General features: G+C 61.6%; 28 protein-coding genes. 11 read left to right on the plus strand and 17 right to left on the minus strand.

Features of this window, described 5'->3' with window-relative positions; all coding sequences use genetic code 11:
* Positions 1-24 precede the first annotated feature (24 nt).
* Positions 25-1437 carry a PepSY-associated TM helix domain-containing protein gene (locus ACUN8C_RS14170; RefSeq protein ID WP_445619809.1) on the plus strand — a complete coding sequence of 471 codons (1413 nt, stop codon included), beginning with the start codon at positions 25-27 and terminating at the stop codon, positions 1435-1437.
* Positions 1438-1470: 33 nt separating this feature from the next.
* Here the strand turns inward: ACUN8C_RS14170 and ACUN8C_RS14175 are convergent, their stop codons facing one another.
* Positions 1471-2076 (minus strand): cyclodeaminase/cyclohydrolase family protein, encoded by a 606-nt coding sequence (locus ACUN8C_RS14175; protein WP_445619810.1) that lies wholly within the window; start codon positions 2074-2076, stop codon positions 1471-1473.
* A 140-nt stretch (positions 2077-2216) separates the two neighbouring features.
* On the opposite strand from ACUN8C_RS14175, the gene ACUN8C_RS14180 reads away from it, so the two are divergent.
* A complete protein-coding gene (locus ACUN8C_RS14180) occupies positions 2217-3722 on the plus strand; it encodes a PAS domain-containing protein (protein WP_445619811.1) in 1506 nt (501 codons plus the stop codon).
* A 401-nt stretch (positions 3723-4123) separates the two neighbouring features.
* Here ACUN8C_RS14180 and ACUN8C_RS14185 read toward each other — a convergent pair whose 3' ends face one another.
* From ACUN8C_RS14185 to ACUN8C_RS14215, 7 genes are all read right to left on the minus strand, one after another.
* On the minus strand, positions 4124-4438 hold the full coding sequence (locus ACUN8C_RS14185) for a thioredoxin family protein (RefSeq protein ID WP_445619812.1): 315 nt from the start codon (positions 4436-4438) through the stop codon (positions 4124-4126).
* A gap of 67 nt (positions 4439-4505) precedes the next feature.
* Entirely contained in the window at positions 4506-5429 is a 924-nt protein-coding gene (locus ACUN8C_RS14190; protein ID WP_445619813.1) for a DUF808 domain-containing protein, read from the minus strand.
* 80 nt (positions 5430-5509) lie between these two features.
* Positions 5510-6751: an NAD(P)/FAD-dependent oxidoreductase gene (locus ACUN8C_RS14195; protein WP_445619814.1), complete on the minus strand. Its 1242-nt coding sequence runs from the start codon at positions 6749-6751 to the stop codon at positions 5510-5512.
* Positions 6752-6995: 244 nt separating this feature from the next.
* Entirely contained in the window at positions 6996-7877 is an 882-nt protein-coding gene (rhtA, locus tag ACUN8C_RS14200) for a threonine/homoserine exporter RhtA (RefSeq protein ID WP_445619815.1), read from the minus strand.
* A gap of 167 nt (positions 7878-8044) precedes the next feature.
* A complete protein-coding gene (locus tag ACUN8C_RS14205; RefSeq protein ID WP_445619816.1) occupies positions 8045-8542 on the minus strand; it encodes a GNAT family N-acetyltransferase in 498 nt (165 codons plus the stop codon).
* Complete coding sequence (locus ACUN8C_RS14210) at positions 8535-9014, minus strand: OsmC family protein (protein WP_445619817.1); 480 nt, start codon at positions 9012-9014, stop codon at positions 8535-8537. Before ACUN8C_RS14210 ends, ACUN8C_RS14205 begins: the two co-directional genes overlap by 8 nt.
* Positions 9015-9075: 61 nt before the next feature.
* Entirely contained in the window at positions 9076-9993 is a 918-nt protein-coding gene (locus ACUN8C_RS14215) for a CHAD domain-containing protein (RefSeq protein WP_445619818.1), read from the minus strand.
* A gap of 186 nt (positions 9994-10179) precedes the next feature.
* Between ACUN8C_RS14215 and ACUN8C_RS14220 the strand changes: the two genes are divergently transcribed.
* Together ACUN8C_RS14220 and ACUN8C_RS14225 are read left to right on the plus strand one after the other, a co-directional pair.
* The gene (locus ACUN8C_RS14220) at positions 10180-10821 is read left to right on the plus strand and encodes a YoaK family protein (RefSeq protein ID WP_445619819.1); all 642 of its coding nucleotides are present in this window, start codon (positions 10180-10182) and stop codon (positions 10819-10821) included.
* A gap of 117 nt (positions 10822-10938) precedes the next feature.
* Positions 10939-11154 (plus strand): hypothetical protein, encoded by a 216-nt coding sequence (locus tag ACUN8C_RS14225; RefSeq protein WP_445619820.1) that lies wholly within the window; start codon positions 10939-10941, stop codon positions 11152-11154.
* A 114-nt stretch (positions 11155-11268) separates the two neighbouring features.
* Here the strand turns inward: ACUN8C_RS14225 and ACUN8C_RS14230 are convergent, their stop codons facing one another.
* A complete protein-coding gene (locus tag ACUN8C_RS14230) occupies positions 11269-11487 on the minus strand; it encodes a DUF2835 family protein (protein ID WP_445619821.1) in 219 nt (72 codons plus the stop codon).
* Positions 11488-11639: 152 nt separating this feature from the next.
* Between ACUN8C_RS14230 and ssuE the strand changes: the two genes are divergently transcribed.
* Positions 11640-12227: an NADPH-dependent FMN reductase gene (gene ssuE, locus ACUN8C_RS14235; RefSeq protein WP_445619822.1), complete on the plus strand. Its 588-nt coding sequence runs from the start codon at positions 11640-11642 to the stop codon at positions 12225-12227.
* 112 nt (positions 12228-12339) lie between these two features.
* Here ssuE and ACUN8C_RS14240 read toward each other — a convergent pair whose 3' ends face one another.
* Entirely contained in the window at positions 12340-13428 is a 1089-nt protein-coding gene (locus ACUN8C_RS14240) for a sulfate ABC transporter substrate-binding protein (protein WP_445619823.1), read from the minus strand.
* Positions 13429-13714: 286 nt separating this feature from the next.
* Here ACUN8C_RS14240 and ssuC point away from each other — a divergent pair, with 286 nt between their 5' ends.
* Genes ssuC through ACUN8C_RS14260 form a run of 4 tightly spaced genes read left to right on the plus strand, consistent with a single transcriptional unit; the run spans position 13715 to position 17556 of the window.
* Entirely contained in the window at positions 13715-14503 is a 789-nt protein-coding gene (gene ssuC, locus ACUN8C_RS14245) for an aliphatic sulfonate ABC transporter permease SsuC (protein ID WP_445619824.1), read from the plus strand.
* Complete coding sequence (locus ACUN8C_RS14250) at positions 14500-15357, plus strand: ATP-binding cassette domain-containing protein (RefSeq protein WP_445619825.1); 858 nt, start codon at positions 14500-14502, stop codon at positions 15355-15357. Before ssuC ends, ACUN8C_RS14250 begins: the two co-directional genes overlap by 4 nt.
* Position 15358: 1 nt before the next feature.
* On the plus strand, positions 15359-16549 hold the full coding sequence (ssuD, locus tag ACUN8C_RS14255) for an FMNH2-dependent alkanesulfonate monooxygenase (RefSeq protein ID WP_445619826.1): 1191 nt from the start codon (positions 15359-15361) through the stop codon (positions 16547-16549).
* Complete coding sequence (locus ACUN8C_RS14260) at positions 16546-17556, plus strand: aliphatic sulfonate ABC transporter substrate-binding protein (protein WP_445619827.1); 1011 nt, start codon at positions 16546-16548, stop codon at positions 17554-17556. Before ssuD ends, ACUN8C_RS14260 begins: the two co-directional genes overlap by 4 nt.
* Positions 17557-17842: 286 nt before the next feature.
* On the opposite strand, the gene ACUN8C_RS14265 is transcribed toward ACUN8C_RS14260, so the two are convergent.
* The 6 genes from ACUN8C_RS14265 to ACUN8C_RS14290 form a co-directional block, all read right to left on the minus strand.
* On the minus strand, positions 17843-18769 hold the full coding sequence (locus ACUN8C_RS14265) for a CysB family HTH-type transcriptional regulator (RefSeq protein WP_445619828.1): 927 nt from the start codon (positions 18767-18769) through the stop codon (positions 17843-17845).
* Positions 18770-18870: 101 nt separating this feature from the next.
* On the minus strand, positions 18871-20202 hold the full coding sequence (locus ACUN8C_RS14270) for a methyl-accepting chemotaxis protein (RefSeq protein WP_445619829.1): 1332 nt from the start codon (positions 20200-20202) through the stop codon (positions 18871-18873).
* 158 nt (positions 20203-20360) lie between these two features.
* Positions 20361-21674 carry an arsenic transporter gene (locus tag ACUN8C_RS14275; protein WP_445619830.1) on the minus strand — a complete coding sequence of 438 codons (1314 nt, stop codon included), beginning with the start codon at positions 21672-21674 and terminating at the stop codon, positions 20361-20363.
* Between the two features lie 15 nt (positions 21675-21689).
* The gene (gene arsH, locus ACUN8C_RS14280) at positions 21690-22412 is read right to left on the minus strand and encodes an arsenical resistance protein ArsH (protein WP_445619831.1); all 723 of its coding nucleotides are present in this window, start codon (positions 22410-22412) and stop codon (positions 21690-21692) included.
* Complete coding sequence (gene arsC / locus ACUN8C_RS14285; RefSeq protein ID WP_445619832.1) at positions 22409-22822, minus strand: arsenate reductase (glutaredoxin); 414 nt, start codon at positions 22820-22822, stop codon at positions 22409-22411. The genes arsH and arsC overlap by 4 nt, the downstream gene beginning before the upstream one ends.
* The gene (locus tag ACUN8C_RS14290) at positions 22819-23175 is read right to left on the minus strand and encodes an ArsR/SmtB family transcription factor (protein ID WP_445619833.1); all 357 of its coding nucleotides are present in this window, start codon (positions 23173-23175) and stop codon (positions 22819-22821) included. Before ACUN8C_RS14290 ends, arsC begins: the two co-directional genes overlap by 4 nt.
* Positions 23176-23276: 101 nt before the next feature.
* Between ACUN8C_RS14290 and rarD the strand changes: the two genes are divergently transcribed.
* Entirely contained in the window at positions 23277-24179 is a 903-nt protein-coding gene (rarD, locus tag ACUN8C_RS14295; protein ID WP_445619834.1) for an EamA family transporter RarD, read from the plus strand.
* Between the two features lie 3 nt (positions 24180-24182).
* Here rarD and ACUN8C_RS14300 read toward each other — a convergent pair whose 3' ends face one another.
* Positions 24183-25406 (minus strand): glycosyltransferase family 4 protein, encoded by a 1224-nt coding sequence (locus tag ACUN8C_RS14300; RefSeq protein WP_445619835.1) that lies wholly within the window; start codon positions 25404-25406, stop codon positions 24183-24185.
* A gap of 286 nt (positions 25407-25692) precedes the next feature.
* On the opposite strand from ACUN8C_RS14300, the gene ACUN8C_RS14305 reads away from it, so the two are divergent.
* Positions 25693-26421, plus strand: a complete 729-nt coding sequence (locus ACUN8C_RS14305; RefSeq protein WP_445619836.1) for a DUF4396 domain-containing protein — start codon at positions 25693-25695, stop codon at positions 26419-26421.
* Positions 26422-26486: the final 65 nt, after the last annotated feature.

Below are 26486 nucleotides of genomic sequence, written 5' to 3' on the forward strand. Positions count from 1 at the left end.
ACCATGGCCATGACAGGTGACTTCATGTCAGACCCTACCGTCAAAACTGCCGCCGGTCGCCAACCGTGGGGCTGGGCCTTCATTGCCCGACTGCATTTTTATATCGGCCTGCTGGTCGGTCCGTTTCTTTTGCTCGTCGCCCTCAGCGGTATCGTCTATGCCATGACCCCGCAGATCGAGCGCGCGCTCTATCACGAGCAGTTTTATACCGACAGCGCTGCCGGCACGCCGCGGCCCTTGGCCGATCAGATCCACGCCGCCCAGCAGGCGTTGGGGCGAAATGAGGCGCCCATGGCGGTCCGTCCGGCGCCCGCACCGGGCGAGACGACCCGAGTCATGTTTTCAGACCCGAGCGTTGGGCAGTGGGAGCATCTGGCGATGTTTGTCGATCCGGTCACTAACGAGGTTCGCGGCGCCCTGCCGGTCTATGGCACCAGCGGCATCTCGGCTTTTCGCATCACCATCGACAAGTTTCACCGCAGCCTGCTGCTGGGCGAGCCGGGACGCGTTTACAGCGAGCTGGCGGCGTCCTGGCTCTGGATCGCGGCCCTTGGCGGGCTGGCGCTCTGGTTCAAGCGCCGGCGCAGCAGTGCGCGCACGGCGCACCCTATGGCCAATGAGGCCGGGCAGCGCGCCCGTCGCTGGCACACTCGACTGGGCCCCTGGGCACTGATCGGCTTCGTGTTTTTTTCTGCCACAGGGCTGACCTGGTCAAAATACGCCGGGGGCAATATCGGCGAGCTGCGTCACCTGTTCGGCTGGCAGACGCCAACGGTCTCAACGCAACTGAACGGCACCGCACCGACCGCGCAGGGCCCGCACGCCGAACATGCCGAGCCCTCGGGGCATGACATGGCCATGATGGGTCACTCCCTTGACCCGACACTTTACGACCGCGTGCTGGCCGCGGCCCGCACCGAGGGGCTGAAGGCAGACAGGATAGAGATCGTTCCCGCTGCAGGACCGGGCAGTGCCTGGAAGGTGCGTGAGGTCGGCCGCGAATGGCCCACCGAAGTGGATGAAGCTGCCATCGATCCGGCCACCATGGCCGTGATTGATCGCACCCGATTCGAGACATTCCCGCTGGCGGCCAAACTGACCCGCTGGGGCGTGGATCTACACATGGGCGTGCTGTTCGGGGTGATCAATCAACTGGTGCTGGTCGTATTTGCCAGTGCGCTGGTGGTCATGCTGGTACTGGGATATGCCATGTGGTGGCGTCGGCGTCCGACTCGAGCCAGCGCCGCGGTGACGCCCGTGACGCTAATACAGGCGCTTTGGCAGGCACCGAGACCGGCAGCGCTGGCCGTGGTGGCCACCGCCATCCTGTTGGGGCTGGCACTGCCGGTTTTAGGCGGCAGTCTGGTGCTGCTGACCCTGATCGACGGTGCGGTCGCGCTGACCCAGCGGCGAAAAAGCGCCTGGGCCATGAGTTGATGAGATGACCTGATGAGAGGAATCGATCGGGGCTCAGTCCGGCGCGCTCGTGATGGTCGCCAGCAGGGCATCGGCGCGCTGTGCCAGACCCTCGCGGGCATGCCTTGCCTGATCCCGGGCCGCGTCACTGCCAAGCTGCCCGGCATTGGCGTCCACATTAAGCAGTACGCCATGCAGCGCGGCATGAATCAGGCGGGCGCCGGCAATGGCATCGCTTGTGAACTGCTGCTCAATGTGCGCTTTGGCCTGATACGACAGTGCCAGCGCCGCATCGCACAGCCGGGCCGTTTCCAGCGGCACTTCAACGGCGTTATCGGCCGCATCATGGATGGCCTGCGTGCGATCATCGTCTTCCCCGTCGCGCCCCACCGCGGCCATAAACGCTTCAAACGCCGCCACATCCTTCTCGGCCAGTGGGCTCAGGCGCTGCTTGAGCGAGTTACCTTCATCGATCAGCGCCTGACGCGGGGCGCTGGCGTCATGCTGCTGGCTCAGATTCAATCCCTTGAGCACCAGTGCCAGGCCCAGATCGGCGCTGACCACGGCCGTGGCACCGCATCCGGGCATCGGCTCCCCGGCAACGGCGTCACGAAAATCATGGAGTCGCTGTTGCCAGAGACTGTCGGCCTTTTGGGTCATGATCATGGCACTCCTTGAGATGGCACACTCGCCCGGACGGGCGAGGCGTTTCAAGCATAGCGGGCCTATCGACGAATCGCGTGCTGTTCACCATCGCCACACCATTGCATCATAAGGTTTTTCATCGCCCGAGAGCCGCCGTGTCCGACCAGCTTGCCATTACCGACATCCCCTGCCCTGATGATCTCTTCTCCTCGCCGCTGTCCCAGCTGATCGAAGAGATGAGAGAAGGCGTCATGCTGCTCGACCCGGACGGTTCACTGCGCTGGGCCAACCGGGCGGCGCTGGCCATGCACGAGGTCTCGCGGGTCGATGCTCTGGGCACCACCATCGTGGCGTACCGCGAGCGCTTTCAGCTGCGTTTTAAAACGCCGCATGACCAGCCGCACCCACCGGTGGTCCAGCTGCTCGAGGGCACGCCCTTCGATGATGTCACCGTCGAGATCATACTGCCCGATCAGGCAGACCATCTGCGCGTGCACCGCACCCGCGGCCGGGTGCTGAGCATTGATGCCACCACCCATGTGGCGGCCCTGATCATCGAGGACATCACGGCCCTTGCCAGCGCCGAGGAACGCTTTGAAAGATCGTTCAACATCAATCCGGCCCCGGCCCTGATCTGCCGGCTGCATGATCAGCGCTTCATTCGCGTCAACCAGGGGTTTCTGGACATGACCGAACTGAGCGAACAGGACGTGCTCGACCGCTCCATCCACGAGCTGGATGTGTTTGCCGGCGCCGACCAGCGTGAACAGGCCCTTCGCCGCCTTGAGGAAGGCCTGATGATTGCCCAGATGGAAGCCGTGCTGCATCCGCGGACCACGGGTGAGAGCAAATGTGTGGTGGTGGCCGGTCAGCCCATCGAGGTTGGCGAGGAAGACTGCATGCTGCTGACCTTCACAGACCTTGAACCGACCCGACGGGCCCAGAGCGCGCTGCGGCGCAGCGAAGCGCAGTTTTCAACGCTGTTTCACCTGTCGCCGGTGCCCACGGCACTGGCCGATCATCACACGCTCTCGCTGCTGGAGGTCAATGACGCCTTTAACAGCGCGCTGGGCCATGATGCCAGCGTCTCGCAGACCGGGCCGCTGACCCGGTATGCGCCCCTGCCTGCCGCCGTTCGCCGCCGCATCCTCTCGGCACTGGATGCCGGCGAAACCATCAGCGGTCTTGAAAGCAACGTGACCATTCCCGGCGGTGACTGCCTGACATGGCTGATCTCGGCCACCATGGTGAGCATCGATGATCATGACCGGGTCCTGCTGACGCTGGTCGACATCACCCAGCGCAAGCGCACGGAAGCAGAACTCTTTGCCGCCATCGACACTGTCATGCAGGACGCCTCGTGGTTTACGCGCACCCTGGTCGAAAAACTCGCCAGCGTCCGCCATACCCAGCATTCCGTGCCCGTCACGTCGCCGTCGGTCATCAATCTCAGCGTCCGGGAGCGCGAAGTGCTGATCCTGCTGTGTCAGGGGCTTTCCGACAAGCGCATGGCCACCGAGCTGTCGCTGGCCCACAGCACGGTGCGCAATTACATCGCCTCGCTATATCGCAAGCTGGACGTCCACAGTCGCAGTGAAGCCATTATTATCGCGCGCCATCAGGGCCTGGACGTTGCGCCGGACCCGAAGAAGACCTCATGACGGTCGATTCATTATGGCAACCCGGCAGCCCGTCGGTGGACAGACCCCGCAAATGCATCGGGGGCACCGATACATCTGCATCTATTGAGCCGGTAACGAAGCCGATATATTACCTGTGGCTTGAGGTGGTGCCAGGAAGGCACCCGGACAGAAGGACCTGGCTGATGAAGGGAAGCATGCTCCTCACGCCCGGCACCTGCCCGGGGAACCGAAAGGTGTCCGCCAAAGGGAGACAGGACGTGGCAGGGAAGCAGACCACGTCGACCCGATAGAACTCAGGGAAGAGCGCCATGGCAGGACGTCATGGCTGTCAGTGATGACACTCTCGGGTCACCATGTATGCCCCACCCTTGCCTACCCCGATATTACCCGTCCTCTCGCATGACCCTTGCCCTGCAGAATTACAGAATACGCTCAAGCGCGGCTTCCAGCGCCTGGCGCGTCTCGGGACGCACGCAGCGTGCCTGCTCCTGACCATCCTTTAGAAAGATCAGCGTTGGCCAGAGCTTGACCTGCCATGACCGTCCCAGCCGATTGCCCTTGCCGTCCTCGACACGAACATGCCATACCCCGGCGGCCTGACCAATGACGTCGCTGATCAAGGGTTGCGCTGCCTTGCAATAGCCACACCAGGGCGTCCCGAACTCCACCACTACCGGTCCCTGACTGGCATCCAGCTCGCTGCGCTCCGGCACAACGCTATCGGGCATGGTCATGGGTTACCTCTCCCTGGTCACAGCCCCGTGGCCCGGGGCATTAAAGAGCATTTCGTCAGAAGCGATCTCAGTGGGTGCCGCGCATTTTTTTCACCAGCGTCACCACGCCAAGGATCACCCCACCCAGCACCAGACCCACCAGCATGTTGATCAGCGTGGGGGTAATCGGCTGTAAAATGACACCTACCCCCGGAATATCACCCTCGGCCAGCGTCAGCGCCTCGATGGCGTGATGCAGCACCGGTATGCCGTGGGTCAGGATACCGCCGCCCACCATAAACATGGCCGCCGTTCCCGCCACCGAAAGAAACTTCATCAGCCACGGTGCCGCGGTCAAAATACCCCGCCCCAGCCCCTGGGCGGCGGAGGTGCTGCGATGGCTCAGATAAAGCCCCAGATCATCCAGCTTGACGATCGCCGCCACCAGGCCGTAAACCCCCAGCGTCATGGCCAGCGCGATAATCGACAGCACCACCGCCTGCTGCATGAAGGCCTCATTGGCCACGGTGCCCAGGGTGATGGCAATGATCTCCGCCGACAGAATGAAATCGGTACGCACTGCGCCCTTGATGCGCTGTTGCTCAAAGGCCTTCTGCTCCTCCGGGGAGCGCTCGGCAGTTGTGGCGTCCTTTTTGGCAGCCTCCGGGTGTCGCCACTTGTGCCAGGCGTGCGCCAGCTTCTCCACCCCTTCATAGCTCAGATAGGCGCCGCCCAGCATCAGAAGCGGTGTCACCAGCCAGGGGGCAAAGGCGCTGATCAGAAGCGCCGCCGGCACCAGCATCAGCTTGTTAAGCAGTGAGCCCTTACAGACGGCCCAGACCACCGGCAGCTCACGATCGGCGCGCACGCCGGTGACCTGCTGAGCATTGAGCGCCAGATCATCCCCCAGCACCCCCGTGGTTTTTTTGGCCGCCACTTTTGTCATGACGGAGACGTCATCCATCAGGGCGGCAATATCATCAAGCAGGGTCAACAGGCTACCGGCGGCCACAGCACTTCCTCATTAAAACGGTTGCCACAAGCTTAAAGCATGCACGCCCGCCCAACCTGATCAAAAGGTTATGGGGCGCGTCATGACACCATCCATTCACGCCCTTTCAGCATCATCTGCCAGTAGATGATCGGCATGAGATGCGCCTTGAGCTGCCAGGCAAGGCCCGTGGCCCGCTGGCCGTCGTTGAGCCAGACCGGCAGGGTCGGCATGAGTTCGCCGCCATAGCCGAATTCGGCCAGCACCACCCGACCCCGCGAGACCGTCAGCGGGCAGGCCCCGTAGCCCTGGTAGCGCGCTGACAGCGCCTCGCCTCCGAGATAGGCCACGACATTATCCGCCACGATCGGGGCCTGAACCCGTACGGCCGCGGCAGTCTTGGCATTGGGCGTGGCGCTGACATCGCCGGCCCCGAAAATGGCGGGATAGTGCTGGTGTTGCAGGGTGTGGGGGTGCAGGTCCAGCCAGCCGGCATCGTTGGCCAGGCAGCTGTTACGAATCAACGCCGGTGCGCGCTGTGGCGGCACGACATGGAGCATATCAAACGATTCAACGTGCTCACGCTGTCGACCATCGGCATCATGGATCACAAAGTGCGCCTGCCGCCCGGGCCCATCCACGCCCACCAGCTGTCGATGAAACTCAAGGCCGATGCCGTAACGCTGGATCTGCTCCATCAAGGCCGGGATATAGGCCGGCACGCCAAACAGCGCACCGCCGGCGTTGTGAAAGGAGACGTTGATGTTGCCCAGCACGCCGAGGCGGCGCCAGTGGTCACAAGCCAGATACATCGCCTTTTGCGGCGCACCGGCACACTTGATGGGCATGGCCGGCTGGGTGAAAAGCGCTCGTCCCTGGCGCAGCTTCTGGACCAGCGACCAGGTATAGGGCGCCAGATCAAAGCGGTAGTTGGAGGTGACACCGCACTCGCCAAGCGTTGCGGCAAGCCCGTCGATGGCGTCCCAGTGAAGCTCGAGCCCCGGCACCACCACCAGAGCGCGAAAGGACACGGTGCGGCCATCCTCCAGCCGCACGACGCCCCGATCAGGGTCGATGCCGGCGGCCAGGCAGGCGTAGTGTGTCATGCCCTTGGGCAGAACCTCCTGCATCTTCCGCCGGGTCCGGTCGGCGTCAAACACCCCGCCGCCGACCAGCGTCCAGCCCGGCTGATAGTAGTGCTCGGAGGCCGGATCGATGAGCGCGATATCAAGGCGTGCATCCCGCTTGCGAAGACCCTGAGCGATGGCGATGCCGGCAGCGCCGGCACCAATCACGACCACGTCATGTGGCACGTCTCGAGTCCCCGGGGTCTGGCCTGTCATGATCACTCCTTGCGCAGTTGAAAACTGGGAATCAACGCATCGGGCTCGTCAACCCAGCGGAGGACGAGCAAGGCATTTTCCCTTGTCGTCTCAACATTCTTGCATGAGTGATTGTTTATTCAATAATTTTTGATGCACAACCGAGCCAGCGGCTCTCATTATCAAGCTGTGCGATCAGCTCATCGGCCGGCAGCGTCCGTGAAAGCGCCTTGCCGGCCCGCGGGGGAATAGCGTCGGGCATCCGTCAGCTCTGGACGGGCGCTGCCGAACGCGAGGTCAGCGTTGTGCCCATCGAGGCCATGATGATGGTGCCGATCGCCAGCCATTGCAGCACCGTAAGCTGCTGGCCCAGAAAGATCAGCCCCGACAGCGCGCCAATGGCCGGCTCCAGGCTCATCAGCGTACCGAACATGTGGGTGGGCATCCGCGACAGGGAAAACATCTCAAGCGTATAGGGCAGCGCTGTGGAGAGCACTGCGATGGCAAGCCCGATGGGCAGCACGGCCGGCGACAGGATGGCGGTGCCGGCTTCGACCAGCCCGATCGGCACCATGACAATCGCGGCAATGGTGATGCCCAGTGCAGCACTCTGGGTACCGTTGCCGCTGCCGGCCCGGCGCCCGAAAAGAATATAGAGTGCCCAGCACACCCCCGCGCCCAGTGCACAGAGCGCGCCCCGAAGATCAATGCCGTGCTCGACGCTCTTGTCCGGCCACAGCAGGATCGCCAGTCCCACGATGGCCAGCGCAATCCAGGCCAGATCGCGACGCCTTCGTGAGGTAAACACCGCCACCGCCAGCGGTCCGGTGAACTCGAGCGCCACCGCAATCCCCAGTGGCACGGTAACCAGCGCCTGATAGAGCAGAAAATTCATCAGCCCCATCGCCACACCGTAAACGGTGATGGCCTTCCAGGCGCTGCGCGTCAATGGCTGGCGCCACGGCCGAAAGATGGCCAGCATCAAAATGGCGGCCAGCAGCAGGCGAATGGAGGTGGCTCCGGAGGCGCCCACCAGCGGAAAGAGCTGCTGGGCAATGGAGGCGCCGCTCTGGATCGAGCTCATGGCCACCACCAGCAGGGCCACCGGCAGCAGGCGTTGCATAACAGGCGCGCGCACAAACGACATCGACATTTATCCCGGAACGATCATGGAAAGGCAGAGGGCAGCAGGCGTTAACAACGACGGCCATACCGCTCATGATAACTGCCTTATCAAGGCGATGAGGGAGAGAAACCACCGCCCGCTCGATGCTGTCGTCAAGGACCATGGCCATGTCGTAACGGCAACGATCGTCAACAGGGCGCGATTTCCTCATCGTAGATCGTAAAGCCGCGCTTTTGATAGTTCTCCAGCGCCGCCGGATGATCCAGTGAGCAGGTGTGCAGCCAGACGCGCTCGGTGCCCGTCCAGCGCCAGGCCTGATCGATGGCGTGACTCAAAAGCCCGGCGCCAAACCCCATGCCGATGAAGTTTTCCACCAGCCCGAAGTAGAGAATCTCGACGTTGATGCCATCCGGACGGTACAGCTCGAAGTAGCCGGCAATCGCGCCGCGGTAATACGCCACGAAAGTGCGATGGGCATCACTTTCAATCATCGCCCGCCACGCGTTCTGATCGCCTTCGAGCTTTTCGTCCCACTGCCACTGCGCGCCGACCAGCTCATACAAAAAGCGGTTCAGCGCAAACTGAGGGATCTCGCACTCGGTGACCGTGAACGTCTCCGGCAGTGCCCGGGCGCGATGGGCATCGGGGTCGCGCATTTCCAGATACCAGATGGTCTGCTCAGCCATGACAGGCGCCCTTCCGGACAAATACCGGCTGACACTCGACCACGAAATTGACCGAGGCGGCAATGAAGCAGTTCTCGTGGGCTTTTTCGTGCAACTCGCGTGCACGCTGCTCGCTGCTGTCAGCGCTCAGAGTGATGTGTGGGCGCAGGATGACGCGGGTAAAGCGCCCGAGTGCGGCATCCATCTCGCCCTCGGCGTGATCCTCATAGGCCAGTACGATGACGCCGGCTTCGGCGCACAGATGCAGATACCAGAGCTTGTGACAGGCTGACAGCGAGCCGACCAGCAGCTCCTCCGGGTTCCAGCGATCGGCGTCGCCTAAAAAGGCGGGATCGGCGGAGCCCTCGATGGGTGCCTTGCCGGGGGCGCTCAGCTGATGCTCACGCCCGTAGTCGCGATAGCCGGTCGTGCCGGTGTCACGACCGCCCTGCCACTGCACCCTGACCTGATAGTGATGTTGCTGCCCTGCCATGTCGTCGGCTCCGCGCTCATGAGTAAAGGCTTATCATCGCCATTTTGAGCGCTGGCGTCGATCAGGAGGCTAACGGCTCGGCCTTTCGGGTTTCCCGGCGTGCCACGTCGCGGTAGCGTTTGATCCGCTTGCCCAGTGCCTCGGGCCTTTCGGCAAACAGCCGCTGCCCCAGCAGCAGCGCCTCGCCCTGAAGCGCCTGGCGGCGATGGGCAATCATTTTCAGCAAGGTATTTGTCAGCGTCTGATCCTGCACGGCCGTTTGGGGCTCGCTCAGCACCTGCGCCAGCATGGCCAGATCGTGCTCCTCGCCAAGCAGATCCGCCAGCCGGTGGGCCTCGCGGGCGCGAGCCTCCATTGGCGCCTTCCACACATCGGTGAGCAGTTCACAGTGGTGTCGGTGGTACTTCACCTGTTTGCGCCACTCGTGAAAGGCCGCTTCATCATTGGCGTGCTCGGCCCTTTTCATCGCCTGACGCGCCCGACGGCTGGTCTCGACCAGCCCCTCGCGCAGCGATTTAAAACGGTCGATGGCAGGCGCCCAGTCTTCAAGCGCGTGACGGGCCCTTTCAAGCTCGACCTCAAGCCAGGCCATGTCCGGCAGCGACGTCGCCTTCAGCGCCTGGCGGTGTCGCTTGAGCAGCTGCTGGCGCGTCAGCGTGAACTGGCGTCGATCAACACTTTTCCCCTGGGCGGCCAGCAGCGCATCAAAGGTATCGATCAATATTTGGTCATCGCGCGGGCCGCCCACGGCCCGTGCGATATCGCGAAAGCGCCGGTTTTCCTCGGCGTAGTGTTTACCCAGCGCGGGGCGCGTCAGCCGCAGGATAGCCCGGACACGCTTGCAGCGCTGGCGCAGCTTGTGAATGCCCTCCACCGTATCGCGCCGGGCAATATCACGGCGCGCCCGGTCAATCTGCTCGGCGGCAATGCGCGCGAGTCCCTTGCGGCTACTTTCAGACATCTCAAGGCGATAAGGCATGACCCCCTCCACCAAACGTGACAGACCATGACAGCAGTGTACTGCTCACCGCGCTCGACACCCTGTTCGTTATGACCCTGGCGCAGGCAACACGGCCACCGCACAGCGAAGGTCGAATCGATGACGGCACACTCGCTTGCGAAAGCACTACACTCACCGCCGTCATGATCGTTTTCAGGTGCCCCCATGCTGGATAGAAAGATTCCATTCCCGGCCTTTGCGCTGCTGTTCATGGTGGCAGGCGCCACGGACGCGCTGATTTACCTGCACAGTCGCGATCTGCTGGCGGTCTACATGACCGGCAACAGCTCGCACATCGGGCGCCACATCGGGGAAGGAAACTGGGCCGGCATTACGCCGCTGGCCGCGGTCATCGCGGCGTTTTTCACTGCCACGGCGCTGGGAGCGTGGATCGGGATGCGCGCCGGACGATGGCGGCCCACGGTGATTCTGCTGCTCACCGCCCTTTTGATGAGCGCCTCGATGCCTTTTGCCCAAGGGGATGACTACCCCTTCATCACGGTACTTCTGATTGCCGCCGCAATGGGCATGCTCAACCAGGTCAGCGGCAACGAATCGGGAGTGACCTTTCTGACCGGCATGCTGGTCAGAACCGGGCGCGCCTTTGCCGAAGGCAACTTCAGGGCCGGACTGGATGGGTTGGTACGCTGGAGCGCGCTGGTCACCGGTGCGGCGCTGGCCATTCCTCTCAATCATCATCTGGGCCGACACGCCCTGCTGGCCATTGCCGCCATGCTGGCGCTCGGTGCGGTATTCACGACGTGGAATGCACTGGTGGGGCGGCATCGGGCCAGGCATCCGACCTGATGCCCGGCCGAACGGTGTTCGCTCGTTTGTCGGCACCAGGAGACAGGACCATTGCGTGCTGCCAGCACGGACCACGCAGCACTAGAATCAGAAGGTTCCCCCATGGAGGGCACTGACATGACCTACGCCTGCAAACCTGCCTCGCAGGACGCACTGGATGCCACCTCGGCAGCCGAGACCGAGCAAAGCTTTATTGTTTACGATGAAGACACCCTTGACCAGGAGGGCATCTACGCCTCCGAGCAGGAAGCCAAAAGCCACTGCGACATGCTCAATCGCTCGGCGACCGACAACCCAGGGCCGAACGATGTCCACGCCGACCAGAAGATGTGAGGGCATCGCTTTCACAAGGCGCGCCCGGCTCAGGCCGGGCGTTTTTGGTGCGGCCAACAAACACGGCACCGCCAACCAAAGGGTCTTTCATAACGTTAGACATGGATCGCACTGTCATAACGCGCGGATCGAAATAAACCGGCCATTATCATCAAAGGTGACGCGATAGGTGCCTTTCACGCCATCGCGGCCGATGATGTAATGCAATACCCGCGAGGGCAGCATCACACTGCGACCATCCAGCGTATACGTGCGGATACTGTCGGCGGCGCCGGCGTAGTGGGCACGGCACTGTTCGGCGCTGAGGTTGAGAGCGATATCAATGCTGGGCACGTCGGTCTCCAGAAAACAGGGGCCACCATGACGCCCTCTTCGGCGCCGCCATGGCGTAGCCCCTTGCCTGATTTGCTTTTCGTGGATCGTTATTTCCAGAGGCTCTGATCGTCGCGACACAATGAGGCATTCCCTCAGGGCAAGGAGCGATCATGAACGTAGTGACTCTGGCAGGCAGCACCAACATAGAATCCCGATCCACGGCGCTGCTGGCCTTCATGGAGAGCCAGCTGCATCGGCGCGGCATCGAAATCCGACGATTTTCACCCGACAACTTCCCCCTTCAGGCACTGGTCAATGCCGATTATGGCCACCCGACCATTCAGGCCTTTCAGACCACCCTTGCCCGGGCGAACGCCGTGATCGTGGCCACTCCAGTCTATCAAGCCTCCTTTTCAGGGGCGCTGAAGCTGCTGCTCGATATCATCCCCCAGCGCGGACTCGAGCACTGCACGGTGCAGACCCTGGCCACCGGCGGTGGTGATCAGCACCTTCTCATGCTCGACTATGCCCTGAAACCCGTACTCTCTGCCATGGGCGCCACCCATCAGCTGCCGGGCATCTATGCAGGTCCCGGCCATCTCGGCAGGTGCCCGAGCGGCCATCACGTGCCGGGGCCGGACATTCGCCAGCGCATGACGCAGGCCGTGGAGACAATAACGCATTTGCTGGAAGCACGCCGACTCGAACCCTTGCCGCACCGCGAGAAGCAGGTCTTCTCGCTGGCGCAGGCAGGCTGAGGTCTTTTTTCGACCGGCACGTTGTCCTCTTTAGAGAGCACTTTCAAACATTGGAGCACCTTCAAAAAAACCGGGCAAAAGGCCCGGTTTTGATGTCATCCATGGGACTGTTTTACGACCCCGGCGCCGTGATGCGGTCAAAGACGCCGCCATTGGCAAAGTGCGTCTTCTGCGCCTTGCTCCAGCCGCCAAAGACATCGTTGATGTTGTAGAGATCCATGGTCGGAAACTGCTCAAGCAGCTTCGGGTCCACACCATCATCGTTGATCGGCCGGTAGTAGTGACGCGCCACCAGCTGCTGGCCTTCCGGTGAATAGAGGTGTTCCAGATAGGCGTGAGCGGCCTTCTCGGCGGCCGGGCCCTTTTTCTTCACGTTGTCCTCCACCACCGCCACCGGTGGCTGGGTCAGAATACTCACCGATGGCGCGATGATCTCGTAGTCCCCCTGCCCCAGTTCGTTGACGGCCAGCAGCGCCTCGTTTTCCCAGGCCAGCAGCACATCGCCCAGCCCGCGCTGGATAAAGGTGTTGGTGGCACCGCGCGCTCCGGTATCCAGCACCGGCACGTGCTGATAAAGGGTTTTGACGTACTGCTCGGCCGCCTGTTGCGCCTTCGCTACCTTCTGGCTGGCGGCCGGATCATGCAGTCGCTTCAGATCGCCCAGTTCATGCTTGAGCGCCCAGGTCCAGGCAGCCAGATAGTTCCAGCGTGCCCCGCCCGAGGTCTTGGGATTGGGCGAAATCACCTCGACCCCGTCACGAACCAGATCATCCCAGTCGTGAATGTTTTTTGGATTGCCCTTGCGCACCAGAAAGACGATCGAGGAAGTATAGGGCGTGCTGTCATCAGCAAACGCCTTTTGCCAGTCGGTGGGCAGAAGATTGCTCTTGTCGGTGATGGCATCGATGTCTGCCGCCAGCGCCAGGGTAACGATATCGGCCGGGTTGCCCTCGATCACCGAGCGGGCCTGACGCCCCGAGCCGCCGTGGCTTTGCTGAACGCTGACCTGATCCCCGGTCTGCTTTTCATACCACTGGCTGAAGGCCTGGTTATAGTCGCTGTAAAGCTCTCGGGTCGGGTCATAGGAGACGTTGAGCAGGCGGATGCTCTCGGCGTGCGCCGCCATCGAGCCCGACAGAAGCGTCGAGGCCAGCGCGAGCGTCAACCCGCGACGCCGTGAAACGGAGAATAGATGGGGCATGTCAGGTTCCCTTCATAGCGCGTGAGGATTGGTTTGGCTCAAGCGTACCGGGGGTTTTAATTACCTGAAAATATATAATAACGGATTGCTTATCGCTTTTTGAGCTATTAAATACTGACGGCTCAACGCCGCTGAAGCGCCTGTCACCGGCCCCGAACGCCCTTTTCCGGATGATGCGAAAAGGTTATTCACCCCCACTTCATAAGCATTGCGGTTTAAACCATTTCAAGGTCTGGTTCCGGCTCGATAGCGTCTCTTCCGACACGACCATTTTCGGGGAGGCGACATGACACACTGGCGGACACAGGCCCTGCAGCGATTTCTGCCGTGGCTTTTGCCACTGCTGATCGTGGCAGGCTGGCAGCTTTCATCCAGCACCGGCTGGCTTTCAAACCGGGTCATGCCGGCCCCGGGCGCCGTTGTTGAGGCCGCTTGGCAGCTGAGCCGCAGCGGTGAGCTTCTCCATCATCTGGGGATCAGCTTTCGTCGTGCCATCACGGGGCTGATCATTGGTGGCGGCATCGGGCTGGTGCTCGGGATGATCAGCGGGCTGTCGCGCTGGGGCGAAACCCTGCTGGACTCAACGATTCAAATGGCGCGCAACATCCCCCATCTGGCGCTGATTCCGCTGGTCATCCTCTGGTTCGGCATCGACGAGACCGCCCGGATCTTTCTGGTGGTGCTGGGCACCGCCTTTCCCATCTATCTCAACACCTTTCACGGTATCCGCGGTATCGATCGCAACCTCATGGAGATGGCACGCAGCTACGGCCTGACCGGCTGGCCGCTGTTCGCCCATGTGATCCTGCCCGGCGCCATGCCCTCGATTCTGGTGGGCCTGCGCTACTCGCTGGGACTGATGTGGCTGACCCTGATCGTCTCGGAAACCATCTCGGCCAGCGACGGCATCGGCTATCTCGCCATGAATGCCCGTGAATTCATGCAGACCGATGTGGTGGTGCTTTCGATTCTGCTTTACGCCGCCCTTGGCAAGCTGGCCGATGAAACCGCCCGTCTTCTGGAGCGCCGCTGGCTGCGCTGGCACCCCGCCTATTCAAAAGGAGCCCTCACATGAACACGTCAACCAACGTCACATCGCTGTATGACGTGGCCTCGCCGCGCACGGCCACAACGAACGCCCGCCGAACTCACCCGACGGGCGGCCTGAATCTCTCGCTTGAAGGAATTACCAAGACTTTCGGTGCGCATCAGGTGCTAAGCCACATCAATCTGGAGATTCCCGCCGGTCAGATCGTCTCGATTGTCGGGCGCAGTGGCTGCGGCAAGAGCACGCTGTTGCGCATCATTGCAGGCCTTGAGCCGCATAGCGCGGGAATAATCGACACCAACGGACACCCTCTGGCCGAGCAGACCCGCCTGATGTTTCAGGATGACCGCCTGCTGCCCTGGAAAAGCGTGATCAACAACATCGGGCTGGGGCTCGCCGGCGACTGGAAGGCCCGGGCCCGCGATGCTCTCGCCGAGGTGGGCCTGCTGGAACACGCCGACAAGTGGCCGGCGCAGCTTTCCGGCGGACAAAAACAGCGCGTTGCGCTGGCTCGCGCCCTGATCCATCAGCCCGGACTTCTGCTGCTCGATGAACCACTGGGCGCGCTGGATGCCCTGACCCGCATCGAGATGCAACAGCTGATCGAGCGTCTGTGGCGAGAGCACGGGTTCACCATGGTGCTGGTGACCCATGACGTCGCTGAAGCCGTGCAGCTGGGCGACCGCGTCATCGTGCTGTCCTCGGGGCGCATCGAGCTCGATCAGCGTATCGATCTTCCTCGCCCGCGCCGACATGCCAGTCCTGATGTGGGTGCCATCGAGACCACCGTCCTGCAGCACGTGCTCGGTCGGAACGAGCGCGACGCCAATGTATTCCCTGCTTCTACCCCAGCCGCCACATCCATTGAAGGGAGAGCGTGACATGACGCAAACCACGGTTGATGCCCCCGTTCGCTTTACCACCGATCACGGCGCCCGTCGCGCGAAGGTGCTCTGGTTTCTGCCCACCCATGGCGATGGCCACTATCTGGGCACCTCAAAGGGCGGCCGCCGGGTCGATATCGACTACCTCAAACAGATCGCCCAGAGCGCCGATCAACTGGGCTACTACGGCGTGCTGCTGCCGACCGGGCGCAGCTGCGAGGATTCCTGGGTCATCGCCTCGGCACTGGCCCCGCTGACGCAGCACCTGCGTTTTCTGGTCGCGGTGCGCCCCGGACTTCAGTCACCGGCGGTGGCCGCGCGCATGACGGCGACGCTGGACCGCGTCTCTCACGGGCGGCTTTTAATCAACGTGGTTACCGGCGGTGACCCGGTCGAAAACCGCGGCGACGGGGTCTTTCTCGATCACGCCGAGCGCTATGAGGTCACCCACGAATTCCTGAAGGTCTATCAGGACCTGTTGCGCGGTAAAACCGTCCACCACGAGGGCAAACACCTGCGTATCGAGGACGGGAAACTGCTCTTTCATCCGGTGCAGTCGCCGCATCCGCCGCTCTATTTTGGCGGGTCCTCGTCTTCTGCCATCGAGGTGGCGGCGCACACCATCGACAAGTATCTGACCTGGGGCGAGCCGCCGGCTCAGGTGGCCGAAAAGGTCGCCACCGTGCGCGAGGCGGCGCACAGGGCCGGCCGCGAGGTCACCTTTGGCATTCGATTGCACGTGATTGTGCGGGAAACCGATGACGAGGCCTGGGCGGCGGCCGACAGACTGATCGAACACCTCGACGACGACACGATTGCCGCAGCGCAGAAGGTCTTTGCCCGTATGGACTCGGTCGGGCAATCGCGCATGCGCGAGCTGCACGGCGGCAAGCGTGATCGCCTGGAAATCAGCCCCAACCTGTGGGCCGGCGTCGGGCTGGTGCGCGGCGGCGCCGGCACGGCGCTGGTGGGCAGCGCCGAGACCGTCATCGAGCGCATCAAGGAATACATGGCCATCGGTATCGACACCTTCATTTTCTCGGGCTATCCGCATCTGGAGGAAGCCTGGCGCTTCGGGGAGCTGGTGCTGCCGCACCTGCCGCTCGATCACGAGGTGCCCACCACCAGCACTCGCGTCAATACCGGCCCCGTCGGGGAAACCATTGCCAACCAGGAGCGGCCTTCATGAGCCAGGCGACACCACCATTGAGAACACGACTGGCCCGTACGGCGCTGGCGCTGGCCGTCGCCACCCTGCCCCTGAGCGCCGGCGCCGCCGGACAAAAGGAAGAGACACTGAGCATTGGCTATCAGAAGGGTTCGGGGCTTTTGACCGTGCTCAAGGCGCAAAAGACGCTGGAAAAGCGGCTTGCGCCGGAAGGCATCACGGTGCGCTGGCACGAGTTCGCCGCCGGACCGCAGCTGCTCGAAGCACTCAACGCCGGCAGCATTGATGTCGGTCAGACCGGGGCACCTCCGGCCGTGTTTGCCCAGGCCGCGGGGGCCGATCTGGTCTATGTCGGGTCCGAGCCCAACGCCGAGGAAACCGAGGCCGTCATTACCCCGGCCGATTCAGACCTGCACGACGTGGCCGCGCTAAAGGGGCGCAAGGTGGCCCTTCAGAAGGGATCGAGCGCCCACTATCTGCTGGTGAAGACCCTTGAGCGCGCCGGGCTGAGCCTGAGCGACATTCAGCCGGTGTGGCTGCCGCCGGCCGATGCGCGGGCGGCCTTCGCGACCGGCAGCGTGGATGCCTGGGCCATCTGGGACCCGTATCTTGCTGCCATCGAATCTCAGGATGATGTACGACGGCTGGCGGACTATCACGGCCTTGAACCTACCAACTCCTTTTACGAGGCCTCACGCCAGTTTGCCGAGCAGCACCCGCAGACCCTTGCCCTGCTGCGGGATACGCTGGCTGAAACCGGGGCGTGGGCCAATACGCACAAAAGGGATATGGCACAGCTGCTGTCGGGCCAGCTGGGCCTTCCCGAAGCCGTGGTGTCACGCTGGCTCGAGCGCAACCACTATGGCATCAGTCCCATGAGCGACGATGTCGTGCGCCGTCAGCAGCAGGTGGCGGATACCTTCCGAGCGCAGGGGCTGATTCCCCGTGATGTCGATGTTGCCAGTGCCGTATGGCAGGCCCCCAAGCAACAGACATCAACCGCCGCTGTCTCATCGACGCTGCCATGACGCGCTTTTCCCCATGACGTGACTTTCAACATAACGTGCCTTTCACCATGAACCTGTCGCAGCTCAAACGCCCTGGGGAGGTGTTTGAGCTGCGACATCAGTGCCTTGCGGGCAGCGCTAAAGTCAGCACTAAAGACAGGCGAAGCTCGGCGGTTTTAATCGCCAGTTTTAACCGCCCGGTGCCTGCCCTCGCAGTGCGGTGGCGGTCAGCGTCTCTTCCGGTGGGGCATCCAGCAGGGTATCGGCACGGGTTATCAGTCCCTCTCGCCCATCAGGAGAGCACCGATCAGGAGCGGCTCAGGGCAGCCTGTACGGCCTCACCGCTTAATTCAGGCGAGCAACATTCCAGAAAGCGATAGGCAAAATTACGCAGCACGTGCCCGCGACGCAGCGCAATCAGGGTGGTATTGCGTGGAAAGAGATGGTCCTGCTCAAGCATCGCAAGACCGGCGTCGCGCCCGGCATCAAAGGCCACGGAGGCGATGATGCCGATGCCCAGCCCCAGCTCGACGTAGGTCTTGATCACGTCAGCATCGAGTGCCGACATCACCACATCCGGCGTGACACCTGCGCTTGCAAAGGCCTGATCGATACGCGACCGCCCGGTGAACCCTTCGTGGTAGGTCACGATCGGATAGCGAGCGATCTCCTGCAGGGTCAGGGTATCGACGTCTCGCAGCGGGTGATCCTCGGGCACCACAAGCCCGTGCTGCCATTGATGAAAGGGAAAGGTCACCAGCTCGCCGTGCGCCTCGCCAAGGGCTTCCGTGGCCATGCCGATGTCGACCTTGCCGGCCCGCAAAAGCGAGACGATCTCGCCGGGCCCGCACTGCTGGAGCTCCAGATGCACCCGCGGAAAGTCGCGTCGAAAGCGTGCAATGATGCGCGGCAGCACATAACGAGCCTGTGTATGGGTGGTGGCAATGCGCAAACGTCCCTGGTCCTCATGCACCCACTGCTGGGCCAGACGTTTCAGGTTTTCGCTGTCGAGCAAAATGCGCTCGACGGTTTCGAAAAGCGTGGTCCCGGCCGGCGTCAACCCCAGCAGCCGCTTGCCGCGACGCTCGAAAAGCACCACGCCCAGCTCGTCTTCCAGATCACGGATGTGCTTGCTGGCGCCGGACTGGGACGTGAACAGCGCATTGGAGGCTTCGGTCAGATTGAACTGACGGCGCACCACTTCCCGCACGATTCGCAGTTGCTGAAAATTCACGTCGGCCTCATGTCAGATCGTTATCAAAACGATTTTCAATATAACCCTTCAATCTTTATGGGCTAAATCAGCATTGCTGATAACGTTATGACAGGGCCGATTCAGGCCGTCACGGCCGACGTACAGGGCTTCTGCTCCGGCGCACAGGGATCTTCGCTCAGATCCGTGGATGAAGCCATGTTGCGCACAGCTGTGACCATATCGTTGGTGCAGGCGCTGATGCGAATGATCGCCTCACCGGCATTGCCGGCCATGCCAACGCCCTTTTCAACGCTTTCCCGACAGGTGTGCATGCTGGCACTGGCGCTATGGGAGAGTTTTTGCAGATGATCGATCGTGCCGGAAATGTCACTGGTGGCCTCGGCCGTTCGGCGGGCCAGCGCTCGCACCTCATGGGCAACCACCGAGAAGCCGCGGCCGTGTTCACCGGCGCGCGCGGCTTCAATGGCAGCGTTCAGGGACAACAGGTTGGTCTGGGAGGCAATCGACTGGATGGTCTCGACGATGGCCGTAATCCCGGCGGCCTGCGTGGTCAGCTCCCCCAGCAGTCTGGAGGTGGCTTCTACCCGGTCGGCAATGCTTCGAATCTCGCGCACGGTCTCATCGATGATGCGGCTGCCATCGCCTGCGGTATTTTCCGTATCGGCCGAGATGCGACAGGCCATGCGCAGGCTCTCGGTTTCACGCTCGACCCGGTCGGTGATGTTGCTGGCAAACTTGATGACCTTGTAGAGACGACCCTCGTCATCAAAAATCGGGTTATAGGTGGCCTCGAGCCATAAAGTGCGGCCCTGCTTGTCAAAGCGCTTGAACTGACCGGACATGAACTCTCCGGCGTTGAGCTGGGCCCAGAACGCGCGATACTCGGGACTGGCCGACATCGTTTTGCAGCAGAAGATACGATGATGCCTGCCCTCGATCTCCTCGAGCCGATACCCGACCGTGTGCAGGAAATTCTGGTTGGCGGTGAGGATATGGCCGTCCGGCGTGAATTCGATGACCGCCATCGAGCGATCAATGGCCTTGAGGCGGCTGCCCATCTCCTGTTCTTCGCGAACCTGCGGGGTAATGTCGGTGGCGATCTTGATCACGCGCACCACTTGCCCGCGCCGGTCACGGATCGGGTTGTAGGTGGCTTCCAGCCACAGTGGCTCGCCATCCCGGCGCAGCCGTTTGCAGCGACCGCTGATGAACTCGCCCTGACGCAGGCGCGACCAGAAGGTGGCGTACTCGTCGCTTTCGACATGCTCGCGGGAACACAGCACGCTGTGATGCTGCCCTGCAAGCGTCTCGGCACTGTAGCCGGTCGCCTCGAAAAAGGCCGGGTTGGCACACAGCACCGTACCCTGAGGATCGAATTCGATCACGGCCATGGCGCGATGAATGGCTTCAACCAGCGGCACCTGCCGGGAAGAAGGGGTATATCGGAACATGAGGGGCTCCTGCCGCAGGCAGTCAGGCGGGCGCATGTGGCGTCTGCTGCCCGAATCATTATTAAAGGCAGCATCGGCATACAGCGCCGTCTTCTTGAGCGCTGGCTGATATGCCCCTTAAGGCTGGTCCCTCATCTCCCGCTCACCGCGCTCCTGTGCTATCCACTCACCCGAATGGCCAGCGGCCCCCAAAATGCCAGGGCGATCAGCGTGGCCAGCAGCACCGGTGGCGTGATCACAAGCCCCACCTTCATGTACTGCCCCCAGCCAATCCGGTGTCCCTTGCCGGCCAGCACATGCAGCCACAATAGCGTTGCCAGACTGCCAACCGGGGTGAACTTGGGGCCCAGATCGTTGCCGATGACGCTGGCATAGGCCATCAGCTGTCGGGTGAGCTCGGGCACATGGGCCTGGTCGATCGCCAGCGCCCCGATCAGGGTGGACGGCAGGTTATTGACGATCGAGGCCAGTACCGCAAGTCCCAGCCCGGTGCCCAGCGTGGCGACAAGGGTGCCCTGCCCGGCCAGCCGGGTCAGCATGTCTGCCGCGTAATCGGTCAGCCCGGCATTGCCCAGTCCATACACCACCAGATACATGCCGACCGAGAACAGCACGATCTGCCAGGGCGCATGTTTGATCACCCGGGTCAGCGAGATCACCGGTTTTTCACGCCGCCCCCAGCGCCCGGCAATCGCCAGCAGCACCAGCGCCGCCGTCCCCATGATGAAGGTAAAGGGCACCTGCCAGTGGGCGGTGATAAAAAGCGCGGCCAGCAGCACGGCCAGCAGCGGGAAAGCGGCGCGAAAGACCCGAACATCCACAATCGCACTGACCGGGGCTTCCAGCCGGCTGCGATCGTAATGGCGCGGAATTTCCCGGCGACAATAAAACCACAGCACGGCAAGCGTGGCCGCCAGCGACACCAGATTGACCGGCACCATGACCATGGCGTATTCACCAAACCCGATATCGAAGTAGTTGGCGGTGACGATATTGACCAGATTCGAGATCACCAGCGGCAGGCTGGTGGTATCGGCGACAAAGCCGGTGGCGATGATAAAGGCCAGCGCCGCGCGGGCGCTGAACTCAAGACGCGTTAGAATCGCCAGCACGATGGGCGTGAGCAGAAGGGCCGCGCCATCGTTGGCAAAAAGGGCCGCAATCACCGCACCCAGCATCACGATCAGCATGAAAAGCCACGGCCCGCGGCCGTTGCCCCAGCGGGCGATATGTAGCGCCGCCCAGCTGAAAAAGCCCGCTTCATCGAGAATCAGCGAGATGATGATCAGCGCCACAAAGGTGAAGGTGGCGTCCCACACGATGTCCCAGACAATGGCGACATCGCCAAACCCCACCACGCCGGTAGCAAGTGCGACCAACGCACCGCCCAGTGCGCTCCAGCCGATGCCCAGCCCGCGCGGCTGCCAGATGACCAGCGTCAGGGTCACCACAAAAATGATGAGTGCCAGCATGAGATCGTTACCCGGTCAGTCGGCTTGAGGAGTACGCTGATTGACGCGTTTCGACACTGCTTCGGCGCTTTCGACGCGCTCGGAGTAGCGGTCCACCAGATACCCGGCGCGGCCGCGCGTCAGCCAGGTGAACTTCACCAGCTCCTCGCAGACATCGACGATACGCTGATAAAGCGGGGAAGCGTGCATGCGCCCGCCTTCGTCAAACTCGTTGAAGGCCTTCGGGACCGAGGACTGATTGGGAAGGGTCAGCATGCGCATCCAGCGCCCCAGAATCCGCATCTGGTTGACTGCATTAAAGCTCTGGCTGCCACCGGAGACCTCCATCACCGCCAGCGTCTTGCCCTGGGTCGGGCGCACGCCACCCAGCGAGAGTGGAATCCAGTCGATCTGGGTTTTCATGATGCCGGTCATCGCCCCATGGCGCTCGGGACTGACCCACACCATGCCCTCCGACCACTGCGCCAGTTCGCGCAGCTCGGCGACCTTCGGGTGATCGGCCTCGGCGTCATCGGGCAGCGGCAGCCCGGAAGGGTTGAAGGTTCTGACCTCACAGCCAAACCACCGCAGCAGCCGGCCCGCTTCTTCGGCCACCAGTCGCGAAAAGGAACGCTCACGCAGCGAGCCATACAGCACCAGAATACGCGGCGCATGGCGCGGATCATTCGGGCCGATCAACGCCTCGACATCAATGGGATGAAGCTGTTCTGCGTCGATATGGGGCAGCGTGTCACTCATGCGTTCGGCGCTCCCGGTCTGATGACCTCACCATCTTCCTTGGTGAATTCGGTCACCGGGTTGTCCAGCAGCGCCAGCACCAGCTCGGAGGGCCGACACAGGCGTGTGCCGCGATCGGTCACCACGATCGGACGGTTAATCAGGATCGGATGGGCCACCATGGCGTCAATCAGCACCTCATCATCGATCGTGTCGTCTTCAAGCCCCAGCTCGGCGCACATCGGCTCCTTGCCGCGCAGCAATGCGCGCGGCGTGATGGCCATCGCGGCCAGCAGTTCGACCAGTCGTGCCCGTGTCGGCGGGATATCCAGATATTCGATGATCTCCGGCGTCTCGCCGGACTGGCGCAGCATTTCAAGCACGTTACGCGAGGTGCCGCAGGCGGGGTTGTGATAAATCACGCACGTCATGATGTGCCCTCTTCACGAAAGTGGCATTCGGGTTGAAGCGCCTCAAGCAGCGGCGCACAGAGTTCAGGTCGCCCGGCGCAGCAGTCGTGCACCAGAAAGCCCAGCGTCGCCTGCATCCGCTCAAGGCTTGCGCGGTAGATGATCGAGCGGCTCTGACGCTGTGAGACGACAAGGCCTGCGCGTGACAGCACGGCCAGATGCGCCGACAGCGTGTTGTGCGGCACATCAAGACGGCGGGCCAGCGCACCGGCCGCCAGCCCCTCGGGCGCGTGCTGTACCAGCAAACGAAAGGCGTCCAGTCGGGTGCCCTGGGCCAGCGCAGAAAAGATCTCGATTACCGTTATGTTGTCCATATGTCCAAAATTATGGACATATCAAAAACAAGTCAAGCGCGGCTCGTGCCCGGCGTCATCATCACGGGTATGATGCTGTCCTTTATCCGAGGGCCAGGGCGATGACGGACACGCGTGAACGGAGTACAGGACTTCTGGCCGCGCTCGGCTGTTTTTCGATGTGGGGCGTAATGCCGATCTATTTTCATCTGATCGGCCCGGCAGTGACGCCCTGGGAGATCCTGACCCAGCGCATGGTTTGGGCCGCCGTGCTGCTCACGCTATTTGTACTGATCAGCCGTCGCCACGAAAAGGTGATGGCTGTCCTGCGCCAGCGCCATCTGCTGCTGGCCCTCATGGCCTCGGCGCTTCTGATCAGCTGCAACTGGGGCGTGTTCATCTGGGCGGTATCGAGTCATCACGTGCTGCAGGCAAGCCTTGGCTACTACATTAACCCGCTGCTCAACGTGGTGCTGGGGCTGATCTTTTTTCGTGAACGGCTGCGCCCGCTGCAGATCGCGGCCGTACTGCTGGCCGCGGCCGGCGTATTGATCATGGTGGTGGGCTTTGGTCGGGTGCCCTGGGTATCACTGATTCTTGCCGGCAGCTTCGGCGTCTACGGGGCGATCCGAAAGCGCATCGCCGTCGACAGCATTACGGGCCTTTATATCGAAACCATGCTGTTGTTGCCGTTTGCCCTGCTCTGGCTGGGCGGGCTGTACTGGCAGCAGGAGGCCGTCTTTTTACAGGGCAGCCTCTTCACCGATGCACTGCTGGTCGGCTGTGGACTGATTACCGTGCTGCCGCTGGTGCTCTTTACCATGAGCGCACGACGACTCAAGCTCGGCACCCTCGGGCTGATCCAGTACTTTACTCCCACCCTGCATCTGCTCACCGGCGTGTTTATCTTCGGGGAAACCTTCAATCAGGCCAATCTGGTGACGTTTGCCTGCATCTGGGCCGGCCTTGCCCTTTACACCGTCGATACCCTTCGGGCGCAGCGGCAGGTGAGCACCTCGCAATAAAGTCTACGATGCCGGTCCATGTACGATGCCCTGCATGAAGTCATCCAGTCGCTCACCGTACCAGTCAAGATCGAAGTCGCGCTGGACGCGTATCCGTGCCTGTTGGCCGAGCTGTCTTCTCAAGGCCGGATTTTCTGCCCATCGGGCAAGGCAGGCTGCAACCTCTGCTGGCTCCAGAATGCCGGCTTCAACGATATTGTCTTCCAGGGGTGAATAGACCTCTCTGGGACCCTGTGTGCAGATCTCGCCATATTGGGCCAGTGTCTGGCGGCTTCGTGAAGGTGTCAAAAGCGCACCGTTTTCACCGGTGACGATCTGCTCTGCAATGCCATCAACCGCGCCGCCAACCACGGGGACACCATGAGCCAGCGCCTCTTGCACGACATTCCCAAAAGGCTCACGCCATGAAGGGCAGATAAAAGCGTCCAGAGACACATAAAAATCTGACATGTCATCGAGCAGCCCACAGAAGGTGACGCTCTCCTGAAGCCCCCAGCGCGTTACCAGCGACTCCAGAACCGAGCGCATGGGCCCCTGCCCCGCGATCCAGAACTCTGCATGTGGACAACTCCTTTTTAACTCGGCAAAGCTTTCAAGCGCCACAATGGGCGCCTTGAGAGCCGTTAGTCTTCCTGCAAAACCGAGCCGAAAACGTCCCTCTGGATGCTGGGCGCGCGCTTCTGGCAGAGTGATTGTGTTAGGCAGCACGAGATAAGGAATATCTTCGCTGACACCCCACTTAATCTGTAACAATCGCAGCGCAGCAAACGAATTGCAGACAACGCCATCAATACGGTCAAGATAGGCGCGAGCAGAAGGGGAATCCTTGGCAAGCCAAGCGGTACCATGCTCGTAATGGACCACCCGCATATCATACGGAAAAACCATGGGATGGTTTGAAATCTTGTTCCAAACAAGAATTGCATCAATGGATTGCTGCTCAAGCACACGCCTTTGCCAGGCATGACGTAGCGGCTTGGCAAGGCGTGGAATTTTTAAACCCGCAGGCCCCTTGATGCCATGTATACGTGATTTAAAGGCAGCAAGATCTGGCTTTAAAAGGGGATGAATGCCGTCAGTCTGCAGCAATACATGGTGATCCAGTGATGGAACATGATGTGTATAAAAACGTGCAAAGGAACGCTCCACACCACCCAGATTCTTGAGACTGACAAGATGTGCCACACGGGTTTTTGAAAACACGGGAGTAGTCAGAGGGATCGTCACGCTTGGCTCCATTCATAGTTCCCGAAAGCATACCAATTGGAGCGCTTATCAGCTTTATTTTCCTTTCGGGGATGCCAATACACCTTTTTCAAATCAGCTAATACCATATTTGATTCAATGATTTGTAAAACCGCTGTTCATGCCACTCTCACGTAACTCTTTTAACGCCTTCAACAGTGCTCAAAAGGCATCCGTGCCCCTACCCCATGGTTTGCTCGATCGCTTCGATTGCACTAAACCCTGTGTCATCCGGTGAATTCAAACTGAAGGCAACAGGGAGGGGCCAATGCTGACCTTCTGGTCGTGGATATTTTTGATTCTGGGAATGGCTACCTGCGTGCTGATCGCAGTAGACGTGCGTCGCCGGCCACAGCATATGGCCATCATGAACGTGACCTGGCCGATCACGGGGCTTTATATGCCGGTGCTGGGCTGGTGGGTTTATCAGAAGATGGGGCGAGCGGCCCCCGCCCATGAGGGCCATGAAAGCCACAAGGGCCATGAGACTCCAGAGTCGCATCAACACCCCGGTCAGGAGCATCAGGGCAGTCATCACCACCACGGTGACAAGCCCAAATGGCAGGGCGTCTTCGTCTCGGCTACCCACTGTGGCGGCGGGTGCACGCTGGGCGATATTGTTGCGGCACCGTTGGCCACGGCGCTTGGCTTTACCCTGTTCGGCTCGCATATGGCCGGCCATTTCATGCTGGCCTTTGTAGCGGCCTACGCCTTTGGCGTGTTGTTTCAGTACCTGCCCATTCGCGAGATGGGTGAGCGCTCGCCACGCCAGGCGCTGATGGATGCCATCAAGGCCGACACGCTGTCGCTGATCGCCTTTCAAATTGGCATGTATCTGTGGATGCTGATCGCCACGCCGCTGTTTCTGGACGGTCGAATGGATGCTGCCACGCCCGAATTCTGGTTCATGATGCAAATCGCCATGCTGGTCGGACTTTTGACCTCCTATCCGGCCAACTGGCTGCTGGTCAACAAGGGCATCAAGCACGCCATGTAGGCACACCGCCAGAAAACGCAACGAGGCCCGCAGCCAAATGGCTGCGGGCCTCGTCATGCCGGGAA

Source organism: Kushneria sp. Sum13 (assembly GCF_052692355.1).